19 protein-coding genes and 1 pseudogene are annotated in these 21,079 nt (G+C 36.4%); 13 read left to right on the top strand and 7 right to left on the bottom strand.

Annotation, left to right across the window (positions count from 1 at the left end):
- Together M4I44_RS08715 and M4I44_RS08710 are read right to left on the bottom strand one after the other, a co-directional pair.
- Positions 1 to 720 (bottom strand): LytTR family DNA-binding domain-containing protein, encoded by a 720-nt coding sequence (locus M4I44_RS08715; RefSeq protein ID WP_249967062.1) that lies wholly within the window; start codon positions 718 to 720, stop codon positions 1 to 3.
- A complete protein-coding gene (locus tag M4I44_RS08710; RefSeq protein WP_249967061.1) occupies positions 717 to 1,772 on the bottom strand; it encodes a sensor histidine kinase in 1,056 nt (351 codons plus the stop codon). The genes M4I44_RS08715 and M4I44_RS08710 overlap by 4 nt, the downstream gene beginning before the upstream one ends.
- A gap of 482 nt (positions 1,773 to 2,254) precedes the next feature.
- Here M4I44_RS08710 and M4I44_RS08705 point away from each other — a divergent pair, with 482 nt between their 5' ends.
- Positions 2,255 to 2,986, top strand: coding sequence for a hypothetical protein (locus M4I44_RS08705; protein WP_249967060.1), 732 nt, complete (start codon positions 2,255 to 2,257; stop codon positions 2,984 to 2,986).
- 84 nt (positions 2,987 to 3,070) lie between these two features.
- Here M4I44_RS08705 and rsmG read toward each other — a convergent pair whose 3' ends face one another.
- Positions 3,071 to 3,700 carry a 16S rRNA (guanine(527)-N(7))-methyltransferase RsmG gene (rsmG, locus tag M4I44_RS08700; protein WP_017497786.1) on the bottom strand — a complete coding sequence of 210 codons (630 nt, stop codon included), beginning with the start codon at positions 3,698 to 3,700 and terminating at the stop codon, positions 3,071 to 3,073.
- Positions 3,701 to 3,808: 108 nt separating this feature from the next.
- Between rsmG and M4I44_RS08695 the strand changes: the two genes are divergently transcribed.
- Both M4I44_RS08695 and M4I44_RS08690 read left to right on the top strand, forming a co-directional pair.
- A complete protein-coding gene (locus M4I44_RS08695; RefSeq protein WP_017497785.1) occupies positions 3,809 to 4,903 on the top strand; it encodes an acyl-CoA desaturase in 1,095 nt (364 codons plus the stop codon).
- 69 nt (positions 4,904 to 4,972) lie between these two features.
- Positions 4,973 to 6,163, top strand: a complete 1,191-nt coding sequence (locus tag M4I44_RS08690) for a pyridoxal phosphate-dependent aminotransferase (RefSeq protein ID WP_017497784.1) — start codon at positions 4,973 to 4,975, stop codon at positions 6,161 to 6,163.
- A gap of 59 nt (positions 6,164 to 6,222) precedes the next feature.
- Here M4I44_RS08690 and M4I44_RS08685 read toward each other — a convergent pair whose 3' ends face one another.
- Positions 6,223 to 7,281: a serine hydrolase gene (locus M4I44_RS08685; RefSeq protein ID WP_249967059.1), complete on the bottom strand. Its 1,059-nt coding sequence runs from the start codon at positions 7,279 to 7,281 to the stop codon at positions 6,223 to 6,225.
- Between the two features lie 165 nt (positions 7,282 to 7,446).
- Here M4I44_RS08685 and M4I44_RS08680 point away from each other — a divergent pair, with 165 nt between their 5' ends.
- The 5 genes from M4I44_RS08680 to M4I44_RS08660 all read left to right on the top strand — a co-directional run bounded on the left by M4I44_RS08680 (position 7,447) and on the right by M4I44_RS08660 (position 12,443).
- Positions 7,447 to 7,992 (top strand): dihydrofolate reductase family protein, encoded by a 546-nt coding sequence (locus M4I44_RS08680; RefSeq protein WP_249967058.1) that lies wholly within the window; start codon positions 7,447 to 7,449, stop codon positions 7,990 to 7,992.
- Positions 7,993 to 8,127: 135 nt separating this feature from the next.
- A complete protein-coding gene (locus tag M4I44_RS08675; RefSeq protein ID WP_249967057.1) occupies positions 8,128 to 10,002 on the top strand; it encodes a U32 family peptidase in 1,875 nt (624 codons plus the stop codon).
- A gap of 384 nt (positions 10,003 to 10,386) precedes the next feature.
- Entirely contained in the window at positions 10,387 to 11,547 is a 1,161-nt protein-coding gene (gene purT / locus M4I44_RS08670; RefSeq protein ID WP_249967056.1) for a formate-dependent phosphoribosylglycinamide formyltransferase, read from the top strand.
- A 3-nt stretch (positions 11,548 to 11,550) separates the two neighbouring features.
- Complete coding sequence (locus M4I44_RS08665; protein WP_070908676.1) at positions 11,551 to 11,868, top strand: DUF6370 family protein; 318 nt, start codon at positions 11,551 to 11,553, stop codon at positions 11,866 to 11,868.
- Complete coding sequence (locus tag M4I44_RS08660) at positions 11,868 to 12,443, top strand: Crp/Fnr family transcriptional regulator (protein ID WP_249967055.1); 576 nt, start codon at positions 11,868 to 11,870, stop codon at positions 12,441 to 12,443. Before M4I44_RS08665 ends, M4I44_RS08660 begins: the two co-directional genes overlap by 1 nt.
- 175 nt (positions 12,444 to 12,618) lie before the next feature.
- Here M4I44_RS08660 and aceA read toward each other — a convergent pair whose 3' ends face one another.
- Together aceA and aceB are read right to left on the bottom strand one after the other, a co-directional pair.
- Entirely contained in the window at positions 12,619 to 13,899 is a 1,281-nt protein-coding gene (gene aceA, locus M4I44_RS08655; RefSeq protein ID WP_017497777.1) for an isocitrate lyase, read from the bottom strand.
- A 120-nt stretch (positions 13,900 to 14,019) separates the two neighbouring features.
- Positions 14,020 to 15,621, bottom strand: a complete 1,602-nt coding sequence (gene aceB / locus M4I44_RS08650) for a malate synthase A (RefSeq protein ID WP_249967054.1) — start codon at positions 15,619 to 15,621, stop codon at positions 14,020 to 14,022.
- A gap of 197 nt (positions 15,622 to 15,818) precedes the next feature.
- Here aceB and M4I44_RS08645 point away from each other — a divergent pair, with 197 nt between their 5' ends.
- The 4 genes and pseudogenes from M4I44_RS08645 to M4I44_RS08630 all read left to right on the top strand — a co-directional run bounded on the left by M4I44_RS08645 (position 15,819) and on the right by M4I44_RS08630 (position 19,494).
- Positions 15,819 to 17,300 carry a helix-turn-helix domain-containing protein gene (locus tag M4I44_RS08645; protein WP_249967053.1) on the top strand — a complete coding sequence of 494 codons (1,482 nt, stop codon included), beginning with the start codon at positions 15,819 to 15,821 and terminating at the stop codon, positions 17,298 to 17,300.
- A 283-nt stretch (positions 17,301 to 17,583) separates the two neighbouring features.
- A pseudogene (locus M4I44_RS08640) lies at positions 17,584 to 18,299 on the top strand (pirin family protein).
- A gap of 173 nt (positions 18,300 to 18,472) precedes the next feature.
- On the top strand, positions 18,473 to 18,703 hold the full coding sequence (locus tag M4I44_RS08635) for a (4Fe-4S)-binding protein (RefSeq protein WP_070908673.1): 231 nt from the start codon (positions 18,473 to 18,475) through the stop codon (positions 18,701 to 18,703).
- Between the two features lie 257 nt (positions 18,704 to 18,960).
- On the top strand, positions 18,961 to 19,494 hold the full coding sequence (locus M4I44_RS08630; RefSeq protein ID WP_249967052.1) for a YceI family protein: 534 nt from the start codon (positions 18,961 to 18,963) through the stop codon (positions 19,492 to 19,494).
- Between the two features lie 151 nt (positions 19,495 to 19,645).
- Here M4I44_RS08630 and M4I44_RS08625 read toward each other — a convergent pair whose 3' ends face one another.
- Positions 19,646 to 20,506, bottom strand: a complete 861-nt coding sequence (locus M4I44_RS08625; RefSeq protein WP_017497771.1) for a helix-turn-helix domain-containing protein — start codon at positions 20,504 to 20,506, stop codon at positions 19,646 to 19,648.
- A gap of 185 nt (positions 20,507 to 20,691) precedes the next feature.
- On the opposite strand from M4I44_RS08625, the gene M4I44_RS08620 reads away from it, so the two are divergent.
- Positions 20,692 to 21,054 (top strand): hypothetical protein, encoded by a 363-nt coding sequence (locus M4I44_RS08620; RefSeq protein ID WP_017497770.1) that lies wholly within the window; start codon positions 20,692 to 20,694, stop codon positions 21,052 to 21,054.
- Positions 21,055 to 21,079: the final 25 nt, after the last annotated feature.

Below are 21,079 nucleotides of genomic sequence, written 5' to 3'. Positions count from 1 at the left end.
TTAAATCCCATTGAGATTTTTAAACTTCACGGCCTGACGGTTTGAAACTTCTAAGAGTTCTCCCGTTTTTAACTTTACTTCCAGTTTGCCACTAACGGTTCTGTTAACTTCCCGAATGTGATTAAGGTTTATAATTTCGGTTCTGTTTATTCTAAAAAAAACATTCACATCCAGCATTTCTTCCCATTGGCGGAGGGAACGTCTCTGAAGAGCTTTTTTATCCTGAAAAAAAAGTCTGGTGTAATTTTCAAGAGATTCGATCAGATAAATTTCATCCAGCTGAATAAAGAATCTTTTCTCTCCATCTTTAATGAAAATCTTACGGTCTTTTACTGCAACATCTCCCAAAGAATACTTTCCGGATAAAGTATTTCTTATTTTTTCAATTGCTTTTGCAAAACGTTCTTCCCTTATCGGTTTCATTAAATAATCTAAAGCATTTACTTCGAAAGCCCGCACAGCATATTCATTATAAGCCGTTGTAAAAAGTACTGCCGGTGCATTATCGAGAGATTCCAGTAAATCGAAACCGGATTTTTCAGGCATCTGAATGTCTAAAAAGATCAGATCCGGCATTTTGGCTTCAATCAGACTTTTGGCTTCATCAGCATTTCCTGCTTCTCCTACAAGAACAAAATCTTCATGCGGTTTTAGTGCCCTTTTTAGTTCTTCTCTGGACAAACGTTCATCGTCTACTATTATAACTTTTATCTTTCTCATTCTGATGGGAATAAAATAGCTGCCAAAACGATTTCGCTCTCCATTTCTTTAATTTCAAAAGAAGCTCTTCCTTTGTATTGCAACAGCAATCTCTCTTTCAGATTAGTCAATCCAATACCTGAAAAATCTTTAATCTTTTTATTAAGCTTCCCCGAATTTTGAACACTGATGTTTATAAAACTGTCCAACTGCTCTACCTTTACGGTAACAGCTCCTCCTTCTTTTCTTTTTTCAATTCCATGTTTTATGGCATTCTCCACCAGTGTCTGAATACTTAAAGGTAAAACTAAATGATCAGACAGATTGCTATCTACTTCAATTTGTACCTGTAGACGTTCTTCAAATCGTATTTTTTCCAACTCCAAATAATCCCTAACCAGACTGATTTCATCGCTTAAGGCTACTAAATTTCCTATATTATTATTTAAAGAATTCCGAAGCAAATCAGATAAAAGGTCAATCGCCCGTCGTGCCGAATGCGGATCTTCTAACACCAAAAATTTAATACTGTTCAGTGAATTAAAAAAGAAATGCGGATTAAGCTGTGTACTCAGATTATTCAATTGTGCTTCTTTTAATATAATAGACAATCTCGCATTTTCTTTTACGGTTTCAATCTCTAATCTTGAATAATGATACAAATGATAAGCCAGCACCCAAATAGACATTAGTCTGGTACCAGTAATAAAAACCTGCAACTGCGTGGATTGTAAAAACGAAATGAATGAAATTGATGTGCTTTTTAAAATAAATAGTCGCACAAGGTAAAGTTTCCCCACAATCAAAAGCATGTACAATACAGAAAGTATAAGAACACTCAACACCATTCTTGGAACCAATTTTTTCAGACTGAACTTATTCCAACCTCTTTTCAAAGCAAAATTTCTGTAAAGATGCGTTAATGAAATACCAATAAATACATCTAATACAAAATCAGCTATGCCAATTGTCCACATAAAACTACTGCCAAAAAAAGCCGAAACTCCCCAATACAAAGAGGTTGCCATCCATCCAATGAACTGAATTTTCCAATATGCAGATAATTTTACCATTATTCTCGAGCCAAAAATTGTTATGCTGTAGTAAAGATATTCCACTAACAGAGATTGAGCAAATAAAAGTACATAAGCGAAAGATAACTGTAGACAAATGACGTTCTTTCCTAAATTAACACATAAAACAGATAAAAACCGGATCTTAAATCAGACCAGGCTTTTATCTGTTTTTTTTAATTTCATAAAAAAAATGAGTAAACATGTTTTTACTTACAAAACAAACCAGCGATCAACAAAAAACATATGTTTTTTCTTTCATGTTTATTTAGAACAATTATAAATTAAAGCTTTGTCTTATCATGTTATTTATATGTCCTGACGTTACATTAAAAAAGAAAAACCCAACATAAATTTGCAGTATAACCTCAAGAAAAAACATAAATCTTAACCACAAAAAACCGAGAAATAAACTTCATAAACAATTACTATACAATCCAGTTTTAACAAAGGAATCAACTAAAAAAATCAACAATTGACTTATGAAAAGCTTGAAAAATGCTCCGCAGATTATTCTAAAATCAAAACATATTGGGCATCCAATTGATTTCAAATGGAATAAGAAGAAGATGGAAAAGTTCTTAGATCCTCTGGATGAATACAAAGAACTCGAAACTACATTGTTAAATATTAATCATAAAGCAACGGTAGGACTTAGTGCTGCTTTACTGGAGTGGATCTACTGGCGTTTTATAGGCCATAATACAAGTATCACTGATACCGAAAAACGCATCGAAGCACTTTGGTGCTCAATTAAAGATCCGGAGTTATCAAGTCCTTTATTATTTGACACTAATTTTGACATCCCGGCTTCAGGCCCTATAAACGGTCCATTATGGGTAGCACATATGACCGTGAGAATGATCGATGTAAGATATAGAAAAGGATCTTACTTTTTACAAAATGAAATTTTAGGACTGGTACTGCTTGCCCGTCATATAACGCCTAAGAAAAACGTTTTTGACAATTGGTTCAACAATACCATTATACAATTAACTTATTTGTATCCGTGTCCATATGCAAATGAAGATCTTGATGGAACGGATGAAAAGGTATACGATTCTCATAACGAATCTATAATTTGCCGCGATTTTTTCTTTAATCCTAAATTTCGATATACCATTATGGCATCAGAAAAAGCGGTGAATAAATACATCCAAAATTCAGATCAAAAAAGCAATCCGTTTCTTCAACTATCACAAAAAGTTTCCTAATTATGATGTACTAATACTATTTTAAATACAAAACCCAATAATGCTCTGAAAACAGACAAACATTATTGGGTTCTTTTATAGCTTCTAAACAGTGAACTTTAAAGGCAAATGAACCACTTTTTTAGTTTCAAAGAATTCATCTTCAAAAATAGTCGACAAATCATATAAAGTAGCTTTTGGAAAAGCTGCCAATTCTTCTGTTAAGTCTCCTCCTTTTAAATATAGAATTCCGTTTTTCAAAGTGTGTTTATGCTGCTTCTTTATTTTACCTTTTACCCACGAAACAAAATCTGGCATATTGGTTACGGCACGACTTACAATAAAATCAAAATCACCTTTTACCAATTCAGCACGCTTTTGTTCTGCTTTAACATTTTTCAATTCTAATGCGTCTACAACTCCCTGAACCACCTTAATTTTTTTTGCTATGACATCAATCAGATAAAAACGGGTTTCAGGAAAAAGAATGGCCAACGGAATTCCGGGAAAACCACCTCCGGTACCTACATCCAAAACTGTTGCCCCTGGTTCAAACTTCATAATTTTAGCAATTCCAAGCGAGTGCAAAATGTGTTTTGTATATAAGGCATCAATATCTTTTCTTGAAATAACATTGATTTTTTCATTCCAGTCGTGGTATAAAAAGTCTAACTTTTGAAATTGCTGGATTTGAAGTTCAGTCAAATCCGGAAAATATTTCAATATCTCATCCATTGCTCTAATTTTTTTAACAAAAGTAGTACTTTACGATTGAAATATTTAACTCAATTTTGCAAATTGAAAATTTATAATAATTACCTTTGAAACCTATTTAAAATAATTATGAATAACACTGCGCCTACATTTGCGAAGCAAGACAATCTGAAGTTCTTCAGAACGCTTAACTCACGAGTAAACAATTACTTCAAAGAGAACAATATTCAGAAAACAGGAAACTGGAAGCTGCATTTAAAAGCCATTATTCTTTTCGCCGTTTTTTTAACGCCCTATTTTTTAATATTAACGCTTAACATGCCTTTCTGGGCACAATTGCTCCTAAATATCCTTATGGGAGTTGGTATGGCCGGAATTGGTATGAATGTCATGCACGATGGAAATCACGGCTCGTACTCTTCTAAATCATGGATCAATAAAATCATGGGAGGAAGTATTTATGTCCTAGCCGGAAATGTTCACAACTGGCAGGTTCAGCATAACGTACTTCACCATACGTATACAAACATTCACGGTCATGATGAAGATCTGGATGCCGGAAGAATTATCCGCTTTACACAAAACGCAGAATGGCGTCGTTTTCATAAATTTCAACATTACTATTCTTTTTTCTTATATGGACTATTGACTTTCAATTGGGCCTTAACAACCGATTTCAAGCAAATGAAAGACTATATTAAAAGAAAATTATCTTACGGAGCGCCGCAAAGTCCGACCAAATTATGGACCGTTCTTGTGATCACAAAAATAATTTATATTTTAATCTGGATCGCTTTACCAATGATTTTGGGGGTAATATGGTGGAAAGTCGTGATCGGGTTTTTCGTAATGCATTACACAGCCGGATTAATTTTAAGTATCGTTTTTCAATTGGCACACGTAGTAGAAGAAACTTCAAATCCTGTTCCGAATGAAGACGGAGAAATAGAAAACACCTGGGCCATTCATCAGTTGTACACCACCGCTAATTTTGCTCCAAAAAACAAAGTTGTCAACTGGTTTACCGGAGGATTAAACCACCAGATCGAGCATCACATTTTTCCAAATATCAGTCATATTCACTACGGAAAAATTGCCGAAATCGTAAAACAAACGGCCATCGAATGCAACTTGCCTTATCATGAATTCAAAACGATGAGAGGAGCTGTATTAGCACATTACAGACACTTAAGAGATCTTGGAATAAAACCCGAGCTAGCATAAAATAAGAAACTATTAATCATTAACCGTCTTTAATTAAAGTTGAAATTAAAGACATTCAAAAATTTTATAATGAATCATATTCTTTCAGACAGAATCAACAACTTAGCGACATCACAAACTTTAGCAATGGCTGCTTTAGCACGCGAATTAAAAGCACAGGGAAAAGACATTATCAGTTTAAGTTTAGGAGAACCGGATTTCAATACGCCGGATTTCATTAAAGAAGCAGTTAAAAAAGCAGTAGACGAAAACTACAGTACTTATTCTCCGGTAGAAGGTTATTTAGAATTGAGAGAAGCAATCTGCAAAAAATTCAAAAGAGACAATGCATTAGAATACAAACCATCTCAAATTGTGGTTTCTACAGGTGCAAAACAATCTTTATACAATATTGCCCAAGTAATGTTAAACGATGGTGACGAAGTTATTTTACCGGCACCTTACTGGGTTTCTTACTTTGAAATCGTAAAACTTTCAGGCGGAGTTCCGGTTGAAGTTCCTACTTCTGTAGATACTGATTTCAAAATGACGCCTGAGCAATTAGAAGCTGCCATCACACCAAAAACAAAAATGATGTGGTTCTCTTCTCCTTGCAACCCATCCGGATCAGTATACAGCAGAGAAGAATTAACAGCGCTTGCAAAAGTGTTGGAAAAACATCCAAATATTTATGTAGTTTCAGACGAAATTTATGAGCACATCAATTTCTCAGGGACTTTCTGCAGCATCGGATCAATTCCTGGAATGTTAGAAAAAACGATCACTGTAAACGGAGTTGCAAAAGCATTTGCTATGACAGGATACAGAATTGGTTATATCGGAGCTCCTGAATTCATTGCAAAAGCCTGCGTAAAAATCCAGGGACAAGTAACTTCTGGTGCAAATTCTGTAGCACAACGTGCCACAATTACAGCTGTAGAAGCCGATCCAAGTGTATTAAACCACATGGTTCAGGCTTTCCATACTCGTAGAGATTTAGTTGTTGGATTGCTTAAAGAAATTCCAGGTGTAAAAATCAACGTTCCGGAAGGAGCTTTCTACGTTTTCCCTGATGTATCTTCTTTCTTCGGAAAAACATTAAGAGGAACCGAAATTAAAGATGCAAACGATGTTTCTATGTATTTATTGGCTGAGGCTAATGTAGCAACGGTAACAGGTGATGCTTTTGGAAACCCAAATTGTATCCGTTTCTCTTATGCTACAAGCGACGATATTTTAAAAGAAGCTTTGCGCAGAATCAAAGAAGCTTTGACTGCATAATGCCATACAAACAATAACCAAAAGGGTGTTTTCTTTCCGAAAACACCCTTTTTTTTTATCTAGTCGATTAAAAGCGAAGCGATCTCTTTTGTAATTGCAGTCGGCGAATTGCAATCGCAATTACTCAATCCTACTACATAAACCTGTTCTGTCGGTTCGTAAATCCCCATCGATTTAAATCCAAAAATGCTTCCACCATGCTCATACACCATTTTATTTTTTACTTTTTCTAAATGCCAGCCGTAGCCGTAATCTATATTCGTTTTGTTGTTCAACTGATAATTCGTAAAAGCTTTTACTGTGAAAGCAGGGCTCAATAAGGCATTACTCTTTACTGCATTTTGCCACTTCCATAAATCATCGACGTTTGACATAATCGATCCCGAAGCATACGGAATAGAGAAACTGATATAATTGGCATTACTAAAACCATTCCTGTCCCGATAACCGGAAGCCCTGTTTTTAATCATTTTATCATGGCTCGCGTAATAGGTATTTTCCATCCCTATTTTCTTAAAAATATGTTGCGTTACAAATTCTTCATACGTCTGACCTGACACAATTTCAATGATATATCCCAAAAGAACATAGCCGGAATTGCAATACTTATACTGTTCCCCGGGTTTAAAATCAACCGGTTCACTCTTAAAGAAATCAACTAATTCTTTTGGCGACAAATCTCGTCGGGCTATATCTTTTATAGCTTTCATACCGGTAAAATCTTTAATTCCGGAAGTATGTGTTAGCAAATGATGAACTGTTATTACATTACCGTTCGTTGGGTAATCGGGAATAAATTTCGTGATTTCGTCATCAAGTTTAAGCTTCCCCTGCTCTGCCAACATCAAAACAGCAACAGCCGTAAATTGCTTGGTCATCGACCCGATTTCAAAAACAGACTCGGGTTTCATTTGAACATTCATTTCTAAATTGGCCATTCCAAAAGCTTTTCGATACACTACTTTTCCTTTTTTAACCGCCAGAAAAACAGCCCCGGGATTTTCAGGTTTAAATTTAGCCGTTAACAAACCGTCTATTTTTGTTTCTAAATTCTGAGCAAAAACAAAAGAATGAAAAAATAGAAAGGAGACAATAAAAATTCTAAAAATTACTCTCATCTGATAATCTAATTAAGGGTTGATTCTTCTTTTGACGATATCACTCCACTTTAGGTTACAAAACAAAAAACAGTAGTTGTTCAAATTTTATAGTATCCTTTTTTCTAACGAGCATTATTTTTTAGATTATTTTTACAGTTACTCTTAACAGAAAAACATTCCCAAATGAAAAAAATAATTTTAGATCTGGCTGTAACTTTAGATGGTTTTATTGAAGGTCCCAACGGAGAAACAGATTGGTGCATCATGGATGATGATATGAATTTTGATGGATTCTTATCCAGTATAGACACCATTTTTTATGGCAGAGTGAGCTATGATATGTGGGGAAATTATCAACCCGATGAAAATGCAAGTCCTGCTGAAAAGTCATTTTGGAAAGCACTACATGCAAAAAACAAATATGTTTTTTCCAGTCAAAACAGAGAAGACGACAATGCCTCTTTTATCAATTCTGACATCGCAACTAAGGCAAACGAAATCAAAAAACAATCGGGAAAAGATATCTGGTTATATGGTGGAGCGAGCCTTATTAAAACTTTTATTCAATTCAATCTTATTGACACCTATAGAATATCAGTTCATCCAATAGCTCTGGGAAGCGGAAAACCACTATTTGAAGACTTAAAGGAAAGATTAGAATTAAAGTTACTGACCACCAATATTTTTAAATCGGGTGTAATACAACTTATTTACGAACCCGCTAAATAAAAACTTCATTTATCATCATTCCATATAACCTAACTATTTCAAAAAAAGTCACTTCAGCATTAGCAAACTCGAAATATTTATAAGAACTTTGCAAACTTTTTTCCGTGAATACCACAAAAGCCTAAAGTACTTAAAATGAAGAAGAAGATTGAAATATTAGCTCCTGCCAGAGATTTAATTGGAGGAATGGCAGCCATAAACAGTGGCGCCGATGCCGTTTATATTGGTGCACCACAATTTGGAGCACGTTCAAACGCCAACAATTCTATCGAAGATGTAGCCGCACTGGTACAATATGCACACCTGTTTAATGCACAGGTTTTTGTGGTTATGAATACCATTTTGTACGACAACGAACTCGAAACTTGCCGTTCAATGATCTGGGAATTGTACGACATTGGTGTTGATGCCCTGATTATTCAGGATATGGCAATCATGGAAATGGACTTACCTCCTATCGTACTTCACGCCAGTACACAAGCCAATAATCGTGATGCTGATAAAATTAAATTTCTTAAAGATGCCGGAATCAAACGTGTGGTTTTAGCCCGTGAATTGAACCTGCATCAAATTAAAACGATATACGACGAAGCTGATGTTGAATTAGAATTTTTCGTAACCGGTGCATTATGTGTATCCTTTAGCGGAAACTGTTACATGAGTGTAGCCAACGGAGAACGCAGCGCCAACCGTGGTTCTTGCGCACAAAACTGCCGTTTACCTTACAACTTAATCGACGGAAACGGAGAAACCCTAATCAGAAACAGTCACTTGCTTTCGATCAAAGATTTAGATATTTCAGATCAGATTCCGAATCTAATTGAAGCCGGAATCGTTTCTTTCAAAATCGAAGGCCGTTTAAAAGATGTCGTTTACGTTAAAAACAACGTTTCCTATTTACGTCAAAAACTAGACAGCTATTTAGAAGGCGCAGGAAGTGATAAGTATATGAAAGCATCATCAGGAACATGTACCTATACTTTTGATTCTTCTTTAAGCAGAACTTTCAATCGTGGTTATACGGATTATTTCGTAAACGAAAGACACAGCTCCATTGGTTCCTGGGAAAGCCCAAAATCAAAAGGTCAATATATTGGTAAATTAATCAGAACGGTTGGAAACGCTTACGAAATCGAAAATGGCGAATTACTAAACAACGGTGACGGACTTTGCTTCATCAATGAAAACAATGAAGCTGACGGAATCTATGTAAACAAAGCCGAAAACGGGAAAATTTACCCGAACGTTTTAAAAGAAGTAAAAGACGGAACTTTTATTTACAGAAATAATGACGCCGCTTTCATTAAAATTGTAGAAAGAGAAGACAGTGCCGTTCGTAAATTGAGCACCACTTTATTACTTACCGAAACAGAAAACGGTTTTGAACTAATCGCAACGGATGAAGATGGTAATGTAAGCACCGTTACTCTGGAACATGCAAAAGAGCAAACTAAAACGGGTGAATCGATCGAAGAGAACATTAAAACACAATTGGCAAAAACAGGTTTCACACCTTACACCGCCGATGAAATTAATATCATGTTTTCTCAAAACTGGTTCCTTCCTATTTCAAAAATCAACGAAATGCGAAGAACCGTTTACGATCAGCTGACTGAAATTCGTCTGGCCAATTACAAACGTGAAGAACACCAGTTAGTTAAAACATCACATCCTTATCCGGAAACTAAATTGGATTTCATGTACAATGTTTCCAACAAAACGGCCCGTAAATTCTACGAGCGTCATGGCGTTACCGAAATTGAAAAAGCATTCGAACTACAATGGGATCCGGGAAAATCTCGTGTGATGACCACTAAATATTGCATCAAATACGAATTGAAGAAATGTCCAATACACCAAAAAGATATAGCAGGTGTTAAGGTAAAAGAACCTCTGGTTTTAAAACAAGGCGAATTAGAATACAAACTAAAATTCAACTGCAAACCTTGTGAAATGGAAATCTGGGAAAAAGATGCAGAATTCGAAATAGAAGAAGATCATTTTCATTAGAATTTTAACCGCAAAGAGTGCAAAGATATACGCTAAGGTTCGCAAAGATTAATTAATCTTTGCGAACCTTTTCTTTTAACTGAACATCAAAAAAATTGCGTTCTTATCGTAATTCCTTGCGGATTTTGTAGTTAAATTCACCCGTTATTTCTCCGTTTTATCATTTAGGCATAAAAAGAAATCACACAAGAAACTCAATCCCAATTGTCGTCAATCTTTGTCGAATTACGAGTGTGACTTCTTCCTTCGATCGAAATGACAAACTACACGGTTACTTTATCTAAAAGACAAAAACTTAGCGCTCTTTGCGTAATTCTTTGCGAACTTTGTGGTTAAACTCTTTTTTCGCTACTTTTACTTCTCCAACAACACAATTAATCCAAAATGAAAATACTACTCCTTGGTTCGGGTGAACTGGGCAAAGAATTTGTCATTGCCGCTCAACGAATCGGACAAACTGTAATTGCTGTCGATAATTACGAAAATGCTCCGGCCATGCAGGTAGCACACAGCTTTGAAGTCATCAACATGCTCGACGGCGAAGCACTGGACCGAATCGTAGCCAAACACCAGCCCGACTTTATCGTTCCTGAAATAGAAGCTATCCGAACAGAACGTTTTTACGATTACGAAAAACAAGGCATTACCGTTGTTCCATCTGCGAAAGCAGCCAACTTTACCATGAATCGAAAAGCGATTCGCGATCTCGCTTCGAAAGAACTGGGATTAAAAACCGCAAAATACCAATATGCAACTTCGGCAGAAGAACTTCAAAAAGCCGTTCAGGAAGTTGGAATTCCCTGCGTAGTAAAACCTTTAATGTCTTCTTCCGGAAAAGGACAATCTACTATCAAAACGGAAGACGATATTGAAAAAGCCTGGCAATATGCCGTTGCAGGTTCACGTGGCGATGTCATCGAAGTTATCGTGGAAGCTTTTATAGATTTCAATTCTGAGATTACACTTTTAACCATTACTCAAAATAACAATCCAACACTTTTTTGCGCTCCAATTGGACACCGTCAGGAACGCGGGGATTATCAGGAGAGCTGGCAGCCTGCAAAAATTTCTGATGCAGATTTATATGAAGCGCAGGATATGGCCGAAAAAATTACCGAAGCTCTGGGAGGCGCAGGCCTTTTTGGTGTTGAATTTTTCTTAACCAACGAGGGTGTTTATTTCTCAGAACTATCCCCACGCCCACACGATACCGGAATGGTAACTCTTGCCGGAACACAAAATTTTAATGAATTCGAATTGCATTTGCGAGCTATTTTAAGCTTACCCATCTTCGAAATCACTCTTGAAAAAGCCGGTGCAAGTGCCGTGATACTGGCCTCAGAAGACTCAACAAATCCAACTTTTACCGGAATTGAAAAAGTAGCTGCCTTACCTAAAACTGATTTTAGAATTTTCGGAAAGCCAACTTCAAGACCTTACCGTCGAATGGGAGTTGTTTTAAGTCATGATACCCTAACAACACCAATCGACGAAATTACAGAACGTGCCAAAACAACTTCAAAACTAATAACCGTAAACTCTTAAAAAATGAAAAACGCATTATTTGCACTGTTCCTGCTTGCCGGAATTTCAACTCAGGCTCAGGATAAGAAAACAAATGAAAAACCTGTAATTGTAGAAACCGCTTGTGGCGAATGTCAATTTGGAATGAAAGGCAAAAGCTGTGATTTAGCCGTTCGTATTGACGGTAAAACGTATTTCGTAGACGGAACAACAATTGACGAGCACGGTGACGCACATGCGGAAGATGGCTTTTGCAATGCCGTTCGCAAAGCTTCAGTTATTGGAAAAATAGAGAATGATCGCTTTAAAGCAAGCTCTTTCACGCTGATAAAAGAAAAATAATGGCATTAATTCTTGAAAATATAGCCAAACACATTTCATTGACGCCTGAAGAGCAGGCTCATTTTTTATCCAAAACAGAAACCCATTTTTACAAGGCGAAAACCATTTTACTGAATGCCGGTGAAGTGTGTACCCATTCGTATTTTGTAAATTCGGGAATTCTAAGAAGCTTCGATATCAATGATAATATTGTCGAGCATGTTCTGGCATTTGCTTGTCAGGGCTGGTGGATGAGTGACATGTACAGCTATTTTTCACAGAAACCGGGAGAACTTTTTATAGAAGTCTTAGAAGATGCGGAAGTCGTTTCTTTATCCAAAGAAAATCAGGAGCAATTGTATCTCGATATTCCTAAATTAGAACGTTTTTTCAGAATTTTAATTGAAAATTCTCTGGTCGCCAATCAACAACGCTTAATGGATAATTTAAGTCTGACGGCAGAAGAACGCTTTGAAAAATTTTGTGCTAAATACGGCACGTTGGTTCATAAAGTACCTCAAAAGCAAATTGCTTCTTTTATTGGCGTCACACCTGAATTTTTCAGTAAAATGAAAGCCCGGCTTTTAAAAAAATAGCCACAAATTTCACAGATTAGAATGATTAAAAAAATGTTGCCACGAATTTTAATTCAATTCTTTCGCAAATTTAATTTGTGGAAATTCGTGGAATTCACGGCAGAAAAAAAACCTTTTAATCTGTGAAATCTGTGGCAAAAAAAACCAGTTCATATGAACTGGTTTTTCTTTTGAATTAAAACTGCTCAACCTCTGTTGAATGCTTCATTGCAGTAGTTGAAGACCTTCCTATCGTTACTGTATTTTGAACCGCATCAAAATAAGAAGTCCCTACAAAAGCCTGATGTTTTACTGCTCTGAATCCGTTTTGCTGCAAAGCAAATTCTCTTTCCTGCAATTCAGAATATCCTGCCATACCGCGTTCTTTATACGCTTTAGACAATTCGAACATACTGGTATTTAAAGCATGGAATCCTGCCAAAGTAATGAACTGAAATTTATACCCCATAGCCGCCAGATCTTCTCTGAAAGTTTCCATTTCTGCTACTGATAATTTTGCCGCCCAGTTGAAAGACGGAGAACAATTATAGGCCAACATTTTACCCGGAAACTCTTTTTTCATTGCGTCTGCAAACTTCTTGGCATAAACCAAATCAGGATTACTGGTTTCCATCCAGATCAAATCAGCATAAGGAGCGTAACTCAAACCTCTTGCAATTCCCTGATCGATTCCGCTGTTTACATAGAAAAAGCCTTCATTGGTCTTTTCTCCGGTAATAAATTTTGCATCTCTTGGATCTGCGTCGCTGGTTAGCAAATTAGCTGCATCAGCATCTGTTCTGGCAACAATTAATGTCGAAACTCCCATAACATCAGCAGCCAAACGAGCCGCAATCAGTTTATTGATCGCTTCCTGAGTAGGTACTAAAACCTTCCCGCCCAAATGCCCGCATTTTTTAGCAGAACTCAACTGATCTTCAAAATGAACACCAGAAGCACCCGCTTCAATCATCGATTTCATCAATTCGAAAGCGTTTAAATTTCCGCCAAAACCGGCTTCTGCATCGGCTACAATCGGAACCAAATAATCTTTTTTATCTTCAACCTGGTTTACCACCTGAATCTGATCAGCTCTCAACAAGGCACTATTAATTTTCTTTACCACCATCGGCACGCTATTTACCGGATAAAGCGATTGGTCAGGATACATTTCTCCTGCCAGATTTGCATCGGCAGCCACTTGCCAGCCACTCAAATAAATCGCTTCTAAACCAGCATCGACTTCCTGAATCGCCTGATTTCCTGTTAAAGCACCTAAACCAGCAACATAATCCTGACTTTTTAACTTTCTCCATAATTTCTCCGCCCCCATTTTAGCAATAGAATGCTCAATATGATAAGAGCCCTGAAGCGTAACCACCTCAGTAGCGGTATACGGACGTTCAACACCTTTCCATCTTGGGTTTGTGATCCAATCGTTAATCAATTCCTGAATTCTGTCTTCTGTTGTTTTCATAAAAATATAAGTTAAGTTGGTTAGTAAGTAAATAGTTTGCAGTCGCAGTTTACAGTTCTGACTGTGACTTGTAAAAGGTTTATTTTTCACGCAGATTTTTAATGATCAGCGCAACGTTTGTTATAAATATTTGTAACATGGAAGGGTTAAAAAATCAACGAAATCGGGATTTACAACCAGTCTTTCCAAAACTTTTTCCGCTAACGGGAATTGACGATTTTCGTAATTTTCCTCTCCCAGCTCGTCTTTAATTTTTTTGAATTCATCTAAAGCCAACTCATGATAATACGCCAGATTCAGTATTTGCCCGTTATCCAAAGTCACCTTATTCTGAAGCCACTGCCACAATTGCGATCTTGAAATCTCGGCCGTAGCAGCATCCTCCATCAGATTGTGCAAGGCTGCGGCGCCTTGTCCGTTCAGCCATGAAGCCAAATACAAAACCCCAACATTAATGTTTTTACGAACCCCATTTTCTGTTATAATTCCAATTGGCGGCTCTATCAAATCTGCTTCTGTTATTTTACGATATTCTTTTTTAACATGAATTTGATTGGGAGTTGGCATTCCGGCATCGAAAACATTTTTAGCCAGAGCAACCAAATCCGGATGCGCTACCCACGTTCCATCGTGACCATTCTTTACTTCACGTTCTTTATCGGTTTTTACCTTTGCGAAAGCAATTGCATTTGCCTCCTCATTATTTTTAATCGGAATTTGAGCGGCCATCCCTCCGATGGCATGAATACCTCGTTTATGACACCTTTGAATTACCAAATTCGAGTAAGCGTTCATAAAAGGCGAAGTCATATTAACCTGATCACGGTCCGGAACGATAAACTTGGAATGCTTGCGGAATTTTTTAATGTAAGAGAAAATATAATCCCAACGCCCACAATTCAATCCTACAATATGTTCCTTCAATTCAAAAATAATTTCGTCCAGCTGAAAACTTGCTGTGATGGTTTCAATCAAAACAGTAACCTTTATCGTCCCTCTTTCTAACTTCAAATAATCTTCGGTAAAATCGATTACGGTATTCCACCAGTTCGCTTCCAGATAATGTTCTAATTTTGGAATATAGAAATAAGGTCCTGAGTTATTTTCTAAAAGTCTCTTATGATTATGAAAAACATACAAACCAAAGTCTACCAAAGAACCTGAAACCGCATTCCCATCAATCGAAAGATGTTTCTCCGGTAAATGCAATCCACGTGGGCGCACGATCAATGTCGCAATCTTTTCATTTAAGTGATACGATTTATGCTTAATCAAATCGGTATAAGAGATCGTCTTGTTAACCGCATCAATCAAATTCACTTGTCCGTCCATTAAATTTTGCCAGGTCGGAGAAGTACTGTCTTCAAAATCCGCCATAAAAGTTTTCGCTCCTGAGTTCAACGCATTGATAATCATTTTGCGATCAACCGGTCCCGTAATCTCAACTCTACGATCCTGTAAATCTTTTGGAATTTCTCCTGCCACCCAATTACTTTCTCTGACGGTTTTGGTTTCTGAAGGAAAAGACGGCATGACTCCCTGATCAAAAGCGGTTTGTTTTTGTTCGCGTTGCAGTAACAATAATTTTCGTTGCGAATCGAATTTTCGATGCAGTTCGGTTATAAAAACAATTGCCTCTTCTGTCCAGATCTTTGGATAAGAAAGCTTCTTTTCGGCCAAAAACTCCATAGCCGTCTCGGTAATCTCTAATTGGTTTTTCATCGCTGTTGCTTTTGATTAGTTCTTCATTATTCGTCATTTTTTGCTAATAAAAGATCTTTTCTGTTATAACAATCTGACCGTTAATATTTTCTACACCACAATATTAGAAAAAAGTTTTTTACAAAACAAGCGAACGTTCGCTAAATTTACAAAAAACTTTTTTGGCGATTATTTTTAGATTACTTACATTTGATATTATGGATATCGAAAAAGACTATATAAAGCTGATTTTTGGGCTAAAACTCAAGCAAGTTCGTACTCAGAAAAACCTCTCTCTATTTGGTTTGGCGAAACTGACCAATCTTTCAAAATCGTATTTGAACGAGATTGAAAAAGGAAAGAAATATCCAAAAACAGATAAGATTTTGCTTTTATGCGAACATTTGGATGTTACTTACGACCAAATGGTTTCTTTAAAACTGGACAACAACCTCGCTCCGATTGGAGAAATCTTAAAATCAGGAATTTTAAAAGAGATTCCTCTGGAGCTTTTTGGCATCCAGGAGGCAGATTTAATTGATATTATTGCCAATGCCCCTGCCAAGGTCAATGCGTTTATCAGCACCATTATCGAAATTGCCCAGCATTACAATCTGAGCAGAGAGAGTTTTTTCCTGGCTGCCTTACGCTCGTATCAGGAGGCTCACAGTAATTATTTTGAAGATTTAGAAGAGAAGGTCATCGCTTTTTCTAAGTCCTTTCAAATTAATTTAGACTCTAAGATCACTATTAAAGAACTTGAAGCTATTCTTAAAGAGGAATTTGACTACACCATCAAAGAAATTGCCTTCACTGATCAGGAAGCCTTAGAAGATCTGCGTTCCATCTACGTACCAAAAAGCAAAACCCTCTTACTTTCAACAGAAATCGACGATCCGCAAAAGGCTTTTATTCTGGCCAAAGAAATCGCCTATAATTATCTGAACTTATCGGATCGTTTACTGACTTTCAGTTGGATCAAGTTCGAAAACTTCGACCAAGTATTGCATAATTTCTATGCCTCATACTTTGCAGGTGCTTTATTATTACCGAGACAATTGATTGTAGGTAAAATCAATGACTTTTTAAATAACGAAAAGCCAAATCCGGAAGAATTTGTAACGCTGATCGAAAGTTTTGAAGTTTCACCGGAATCTTTTTATCAAAGATTAACCAATTTACTCCCTAAAGATTTCCATCTGAAAAATTTATTCTTTTTAAGAATGTCGCATAAAATTGGCTCTGATTTTTACCAAATCAAAAAGGAATTACACATTACCAATCAACAAGAACCACATGCAAACGAAACCAACGAGCATTATTGCAGGAGATGGGTTTCGGTAAAAACCATAGACGAGGCCATCAAACAAAACAAACCACACTTTTTTGACGCACAGATTTCGAGTTATGTTCATAGCGGAAATGAATATCTGGTTTTTTCATCAGCCACAAAAGATCCTTTCATCAAAGACAACATAAGAAGTATTTCGGTTGGTATTTTAATCAATCCAACCATGAAAAAGAAATTCAAGTTCATCGAAGGAAAACCACTTGTCAAACGAATTGTAGGGGTCACCTGCGAAACCTGTGATGTAAAAGACTGCCTCGAAAGAGCCGCTCCTCCAATCGCATTGGAAAAGAAAAAACGCCACGAGAATACAGATGCTGTTGTGCAGCAGTTTATTTCACAATACAGCTAGTCTTTTTTTAGATTGTTAGACTTCTTAGATCGTTGGATTGTTGGATTATTGAATCCTTAGACTATTTAACTATTTGATTCTTAGAACATTCAGATCATAAACACGAAAATCAAGCCAATCTCAGTCGTCGCAAAACCCTCTGTACCTTTGCAACTCTGAGCCTTTGCATCTAAAAAGCTTAGCAACTCAGAACCTCAGCCCCTTTTCTTAATCTACATTAAGTGCTTTTCAGGCATGTTGATCGTAAATTTGTACTATAAAAAATAACAAAACAATTATCATCATGGAAAATATAGTAATACACAAAGCAGCAACAAGAGGAAATGCAAATCACGGATGGCTTAATGCCTATCACAGTTTTAGCTTTGCGAGCTGGTACAACCCGGAAAGAATTCAGTTTGGAGCGCTTCGCGTTCTGAACGACGATACTATTGCGGGCGGAATGGGTTTTGGAACTCATCCTCACGATAATATGGAAATCATTACCATTCCGTTAGAAGGTGATTTAGCACACAAAGACAGCATGGGGAACACCGAAATCATTAAAAATGGTGACATTCAGGTGATGAGTGCGGGAACTGGAATCCAACATAGTGAATTCAATCCAAATGCCGATCAGCAAACGAAGCTGTTACAAATCTGGTTGTTTCCTAACCAAAGAAATGTAACTCCGCGTTACCAACAAATCACTTTAGATGTTGCCGACAGACACAACAAACTGTCTCAGGTTTTATCTCCAAATGCTGATGATGAAGGAGTCTGGATCCACCAGGACGCTTGGTTTCATATGGGAAATTTCGATTCCGGAATCGCTACAACCTATAAACTAAAAAAGAAGGAAACGGGGTCTACGTTTTTATCTTAAAAGGAAATGTAACGATAAACGGGCAGGAATTGAACACTCGTGATGCTATGGGAATCTCTGATTTTGAAACTTTAAACATCAAAGCCAACACTGAGGCCGAATTCCTGCTGATGGAAGTTCCTATGAATTACTAATTTGTAAGATACCTCACATACACTTCAAAAGAAACGATAATCATACTGGATAACAGCATGTTATCGTTTCTTTTTTTTCTCAAATCACAAAAAAACCAAAAAGAAGTATTAAATTTATTAATAGAAAATTGGTCTGAATTTAAAACTAAAATTAACCGCTAAAATTTTCAATCATGAATCCAAATGACCTTACGAAAGAATATAGCAATGGAGAAGTAACCATTGTATGGCAGTCCGGAAAATGCATTCATTCTGCCAATTGTGTAAAAAACAATCCCGATGTTTTTCACCCAAAAGAAAAACCATGGATCATTCCTGAACGCTCTACAACAGAAAAAATTATTTCAACCATTCACAAATGTCCTTCAGGAGCATTGAGCTTTTACATGAATGACAAAAGCTGATTTTCTTTCCACAGATTACCTAGATTAAAAAGATTTTTTCTGAATTGAAACATACTAATCCATAAAAATCCTTTAATCCGTAGCAAAAAACTAAGACGCCTCCTTCTAACCAGGGATTCTCAAAGCAACAATTAAAGATGCGATACTCAAAAAGTCATCGCATTTTTTATTTCTTAATCTAGGTTAAGTCCCTTACGCTCACTACCACCGTAACTTTGTCCTATCAAAATGAAATTAATTATTTAAAAGATAAAATTATGGCAACTACAAAATGGTCAATTGATCCAACACATTCAGAAATTGGTTTTAAAGTTAAACATATGATGTTTACCAATGTTTCAGGTAAATTTGGAACTTACGATGCAACAATCAACACAGAAGGAGACAACTTCGAGAATGCAGCAATCGAATTTTCAGGAGATATCACTTCTATAGACACTGCAAATACAGATAGAGACAATCACCTAAGAAGTGGCGATTTCTTTGATGCTGAGAATCATCCAAAACTAACTTTCAAAGGTTCTTCTTTCAAAAAAATAAATGAAGGGAGCTATGAATTAACCGGAGATCTAAACATCAAAGGCATCTCAAAATCAGTGGCTTTTCCGGTAGAGTTTAGCGGAACTATGACTGATCCATGGGGTAACACAAAAGTCGGATTAAATATCGAAGGAAAAATAAACCGTAAAGATTGGGGACTCAACTGGAACTCAGCTCTTGAAACCGGTGGTGTTCTGGTTGGAGAAGAAGTTCGTTTGAACATTGAATTACAGTTTGCAAAACAAGCTTAATTCAATATCTCAGAATTTAATTGATTGGTTATTAAGCCCTGCATCTGCAGGGCTTTGTTTGTAGGGACGAGGCTTCGACTTCGCTCAGCCTGACATTTGTACTTTAAAGATATCAAATGTCAGGCTGAGCGAAGTCGAAGCCCCACTTTTTTTACTTCTTATTCCTAAATTCCGTTGGCGATAGTCCGGTTTGTTTTTTAAAGAATCTGGAGAAATACGAATAATCTTCGTAGCCTACTTTAAACGCTACTTCGTTAACCGCTAATTGTTTGTCAATCAACATTCTTTTAATTTCAAGAATCACTCGGTCCGTAATCACTTCTGTGGCCGTTTTTTGCAGAATTTCATTGCAGATACGGTTTAAATGTTTTAAAGTAATACTTAACTTTTCAGCATAAAAAGACGGTAATTTTTCTTGTTTGAAATAGTGCTCCAAAAGCATTTCAAACTTGTCAATTTTAATGTTATACGAATGCGCCTGATGCGAATAGGTTTCGTTGTATTTGCGGGCTATTTCAATATGAATACAATCCAGCAAATTCAACATTTTATCCAGTTGATATCGCCCCTCCTGAGTACTTTCCTGAATTAATAAGTCAAAATAAGGACGGATTTTAGTAATTCCTTTTTCTTCAAAAACCATTTCCGGCCGATTGTGAATCGAATGGTAAAAATTATATTCGTTGATCTTTTTCTGTCCGAAATATAAATTATACAATTCCTGCGAAAAAATAATCACAAAGCCCTCAACATCTTCAGATAAACTCCAATGATGCATTTGTCCGGGCTGCAGCACAAACAGGCTTCCTTTTTTGATTTCAAACTGATCAAAATCAACTTCGTGCTGTCCCGAGCCTTTCGTAAAAAACACCATCAAATACGAATCATGCCGGTGTGGTTCTTCTACAAAACTGTGACTTTTTAAATGCTCTTTGAAGGTATTGACATAAAAATCACGATGAATATCATTACAGCTAAAATTCTGAACACTATAAACCGGGTATTTTTTCATATAAGTAGAATTTATTTTTTACTGGTCATATATGCGATCGCCTAATCCTGTTTTTCGTTTACAAATTCGTTTAAGGTAGGCGATATCATAATAAATGTCTTTATTGTGCTATAAGTAGCGAAGATATAAAAAAGACTTTAATCCTGTTCTGAATTACCTTTGTATAAATAAAAAACAACAAGATCATGTCAAGTGCATTAACTCATATTTTAAGCAACGAATGTCCCATTTGTCATAAAGGAAAGGTTTTTACAGATAAAAATATTTTTTTCACTTTTGGCCTTCCAAAGATGAACGAATTTTGCAGTCACTGTAATTATAAGTTTCAAAAAGAGCCTGGTTATTTCTTTGGCGCTATGTATGTAAACTATGGATTAACAGTCGCTCAGGGAATTGCAACGTACTGTATCGCACAATTTTTCTTCGAAAAAAACTTCGATTTAAGAATCATTCCGATTATCGCTGTCGTCATTACCCTGCTGACTTCTTTCAATCTTCGATTTTCAAGATTAGCATGGATTTACATGTTTAAGGATTATACGAAGTAAAAAAATGCTACTTTTGCCTTTCAAT

Source organism: Flavobacterium sp. B183 (genome assembly GCF_023539155.1).
In the GTDB taxonomy this organism is placed as follows: Bacteria; Bacteroidota; Bacteroidia; order Flavobacteriales; family Flavobacteriaceae; genus Flavobacterium; species Flavobacterium tructae.
Note: the sequence above shows the minus strand (reverse complement) of the source record. Positions and strands in the feature narration are given on the sequence as shown.

What these genes read in the sequence shown, in the direction of transcription:
- aceA (WP_017497777.1), bottom strand. Translation starts at nt 13,899, where the DNA reads ATGAAAACAACAGAAGACAGAATTCAGGAATTGATTAACGATTGGATC.
- M4I44_RS08620 (WP_017497770.1), top strand. Translation starts at nt 20,692, where the DNA reads ATGTCAAGTGCATTAACTCATATTTTAAGCAACGAATGTCCCATTTGT.
- M4I44_RS08630 (WP_249967052.1), top strand. Translation starts at nt 18,961, where the DNA reads ATGGCAACTACAAAATGGTCAATTGATCCAACACATTCAGAAATTGGT.
- aceB (WP_249967054.1), bottom strand. Translation starts at nt 15,621, where the DNA reads ATGAAAAACCAATTAGAGATTACCGAGACGGCTATGGAGTTTTTGGCC.
- M4I44_RS08705 (WP_249967060.1), top strand. Translation starts at nt 2,255, where the DNA reads ATGAAAAGCTTGAAAAATGCTCCGCAGATTATTCTAAAATCAAAACAT.
- M4I44_RS08660 (WP_249967055.1), top strand. Translation starts at nt 11,868, where the DNA reads ATGGCATTAATTCTTGAAAATATAGCCAAACACATTTCATTGACGCCT.
- M4I44_RS08710 (WP_249967061.1), bottom strand. Translation starts at nt 1,772, where the DNA reads ATGGTAAAATTATCTGCATATTGGAAAATTCAGTTCATTGGATGGATG.
- M4I44_RS08685 (WP_249967059.1), bottom strand. Translation starts at nt 7,281, where the DNA reads ATGAGAGTAATTTTTAGAATTTTTATTGTCTCCTTTCTATTTTTTCAT.
- M4I44_RS08675 (WP_249967057.1), top strand. Translation starts at nt 8,128, where the DNA reads ATGAAGAAGAAGATTGAAATATTAGCTCCTGCCAGAGATTTAATTGGA.
- M4I44_RS08680 (WP_249967058.1), top strand. Translation starts at nt 7,447, where the DNA reads ATGAAAAAAATAATTTTAGATCTGGCTGTAACTTTAGATGGTTTTATT.
- M4I44_RS08665 (WP_070908676.1), top strand. Translation starts at nt 11,551, where the DNA reads ATGAAAAACGCATTATTTGCACTGTTCCTGCTTGCCGGAATTTCAACT.
- purT (WP_249967056.1), top strand. Translation starts at nt 10,387, where the DNA reads ATGAAAATACTACTCCTTGGTTCGGGTGAACTGGGCAAAGAATTTGTC.
- M4I44_RS08645 (WP_249967053.1), top strand. Translation starts at nt 15,819, where the DNA reads ATGGATATCGAAAAAGACTATATAAAGCTGATTTTTGGGCTAAAACTC.
- M4I44_RS08635 (WP_070908673.1), top strand. Translation starts at nt 18,473, where the DNA reads ATGAATCCAAATGACCTTACGAAAGAATATAGCAATGGAGAAGTAACC.
- rsmG (WP_017497786.1), bottom strand. Translation starts at nt 3,700, where the DNA reads ATGGATGAGATATTGAAATATTTTCCGGATTTGACTGAACTTCAAATC.
- M4I44_RS08715 (WP_249967062.1), bottom strand. Translation starts at nt 720, where the DNA reads ATGAGAAAGATAAAAGTTATAATAGTAGACGATGAACGTTTGTCCAGA.
- M4I44_RS08690 (WP_017497784.1), top strand. Translation starts at nt 4,973, where the DNA reads ATGAATCATATTCTTTCAGACAGAATCAACAACTTAGCGACATCACAA.
- M4I44_RS08625 (WP_017497771.1), bottom strand. Translation starts at nt 20,506, where the DNA reads ATGAAAAAATACCCGGTTTATAGTGTTCAGAATTTTAGCTGTAATGAT.
- M4I44_RS08695 (WP_017497785.1), top strand. Translation starts at nt 3,809, where the DNA reads ATGAATAACACTGCGCCTACATTTGCGAAGCAAGACAATCTGAAGTTC.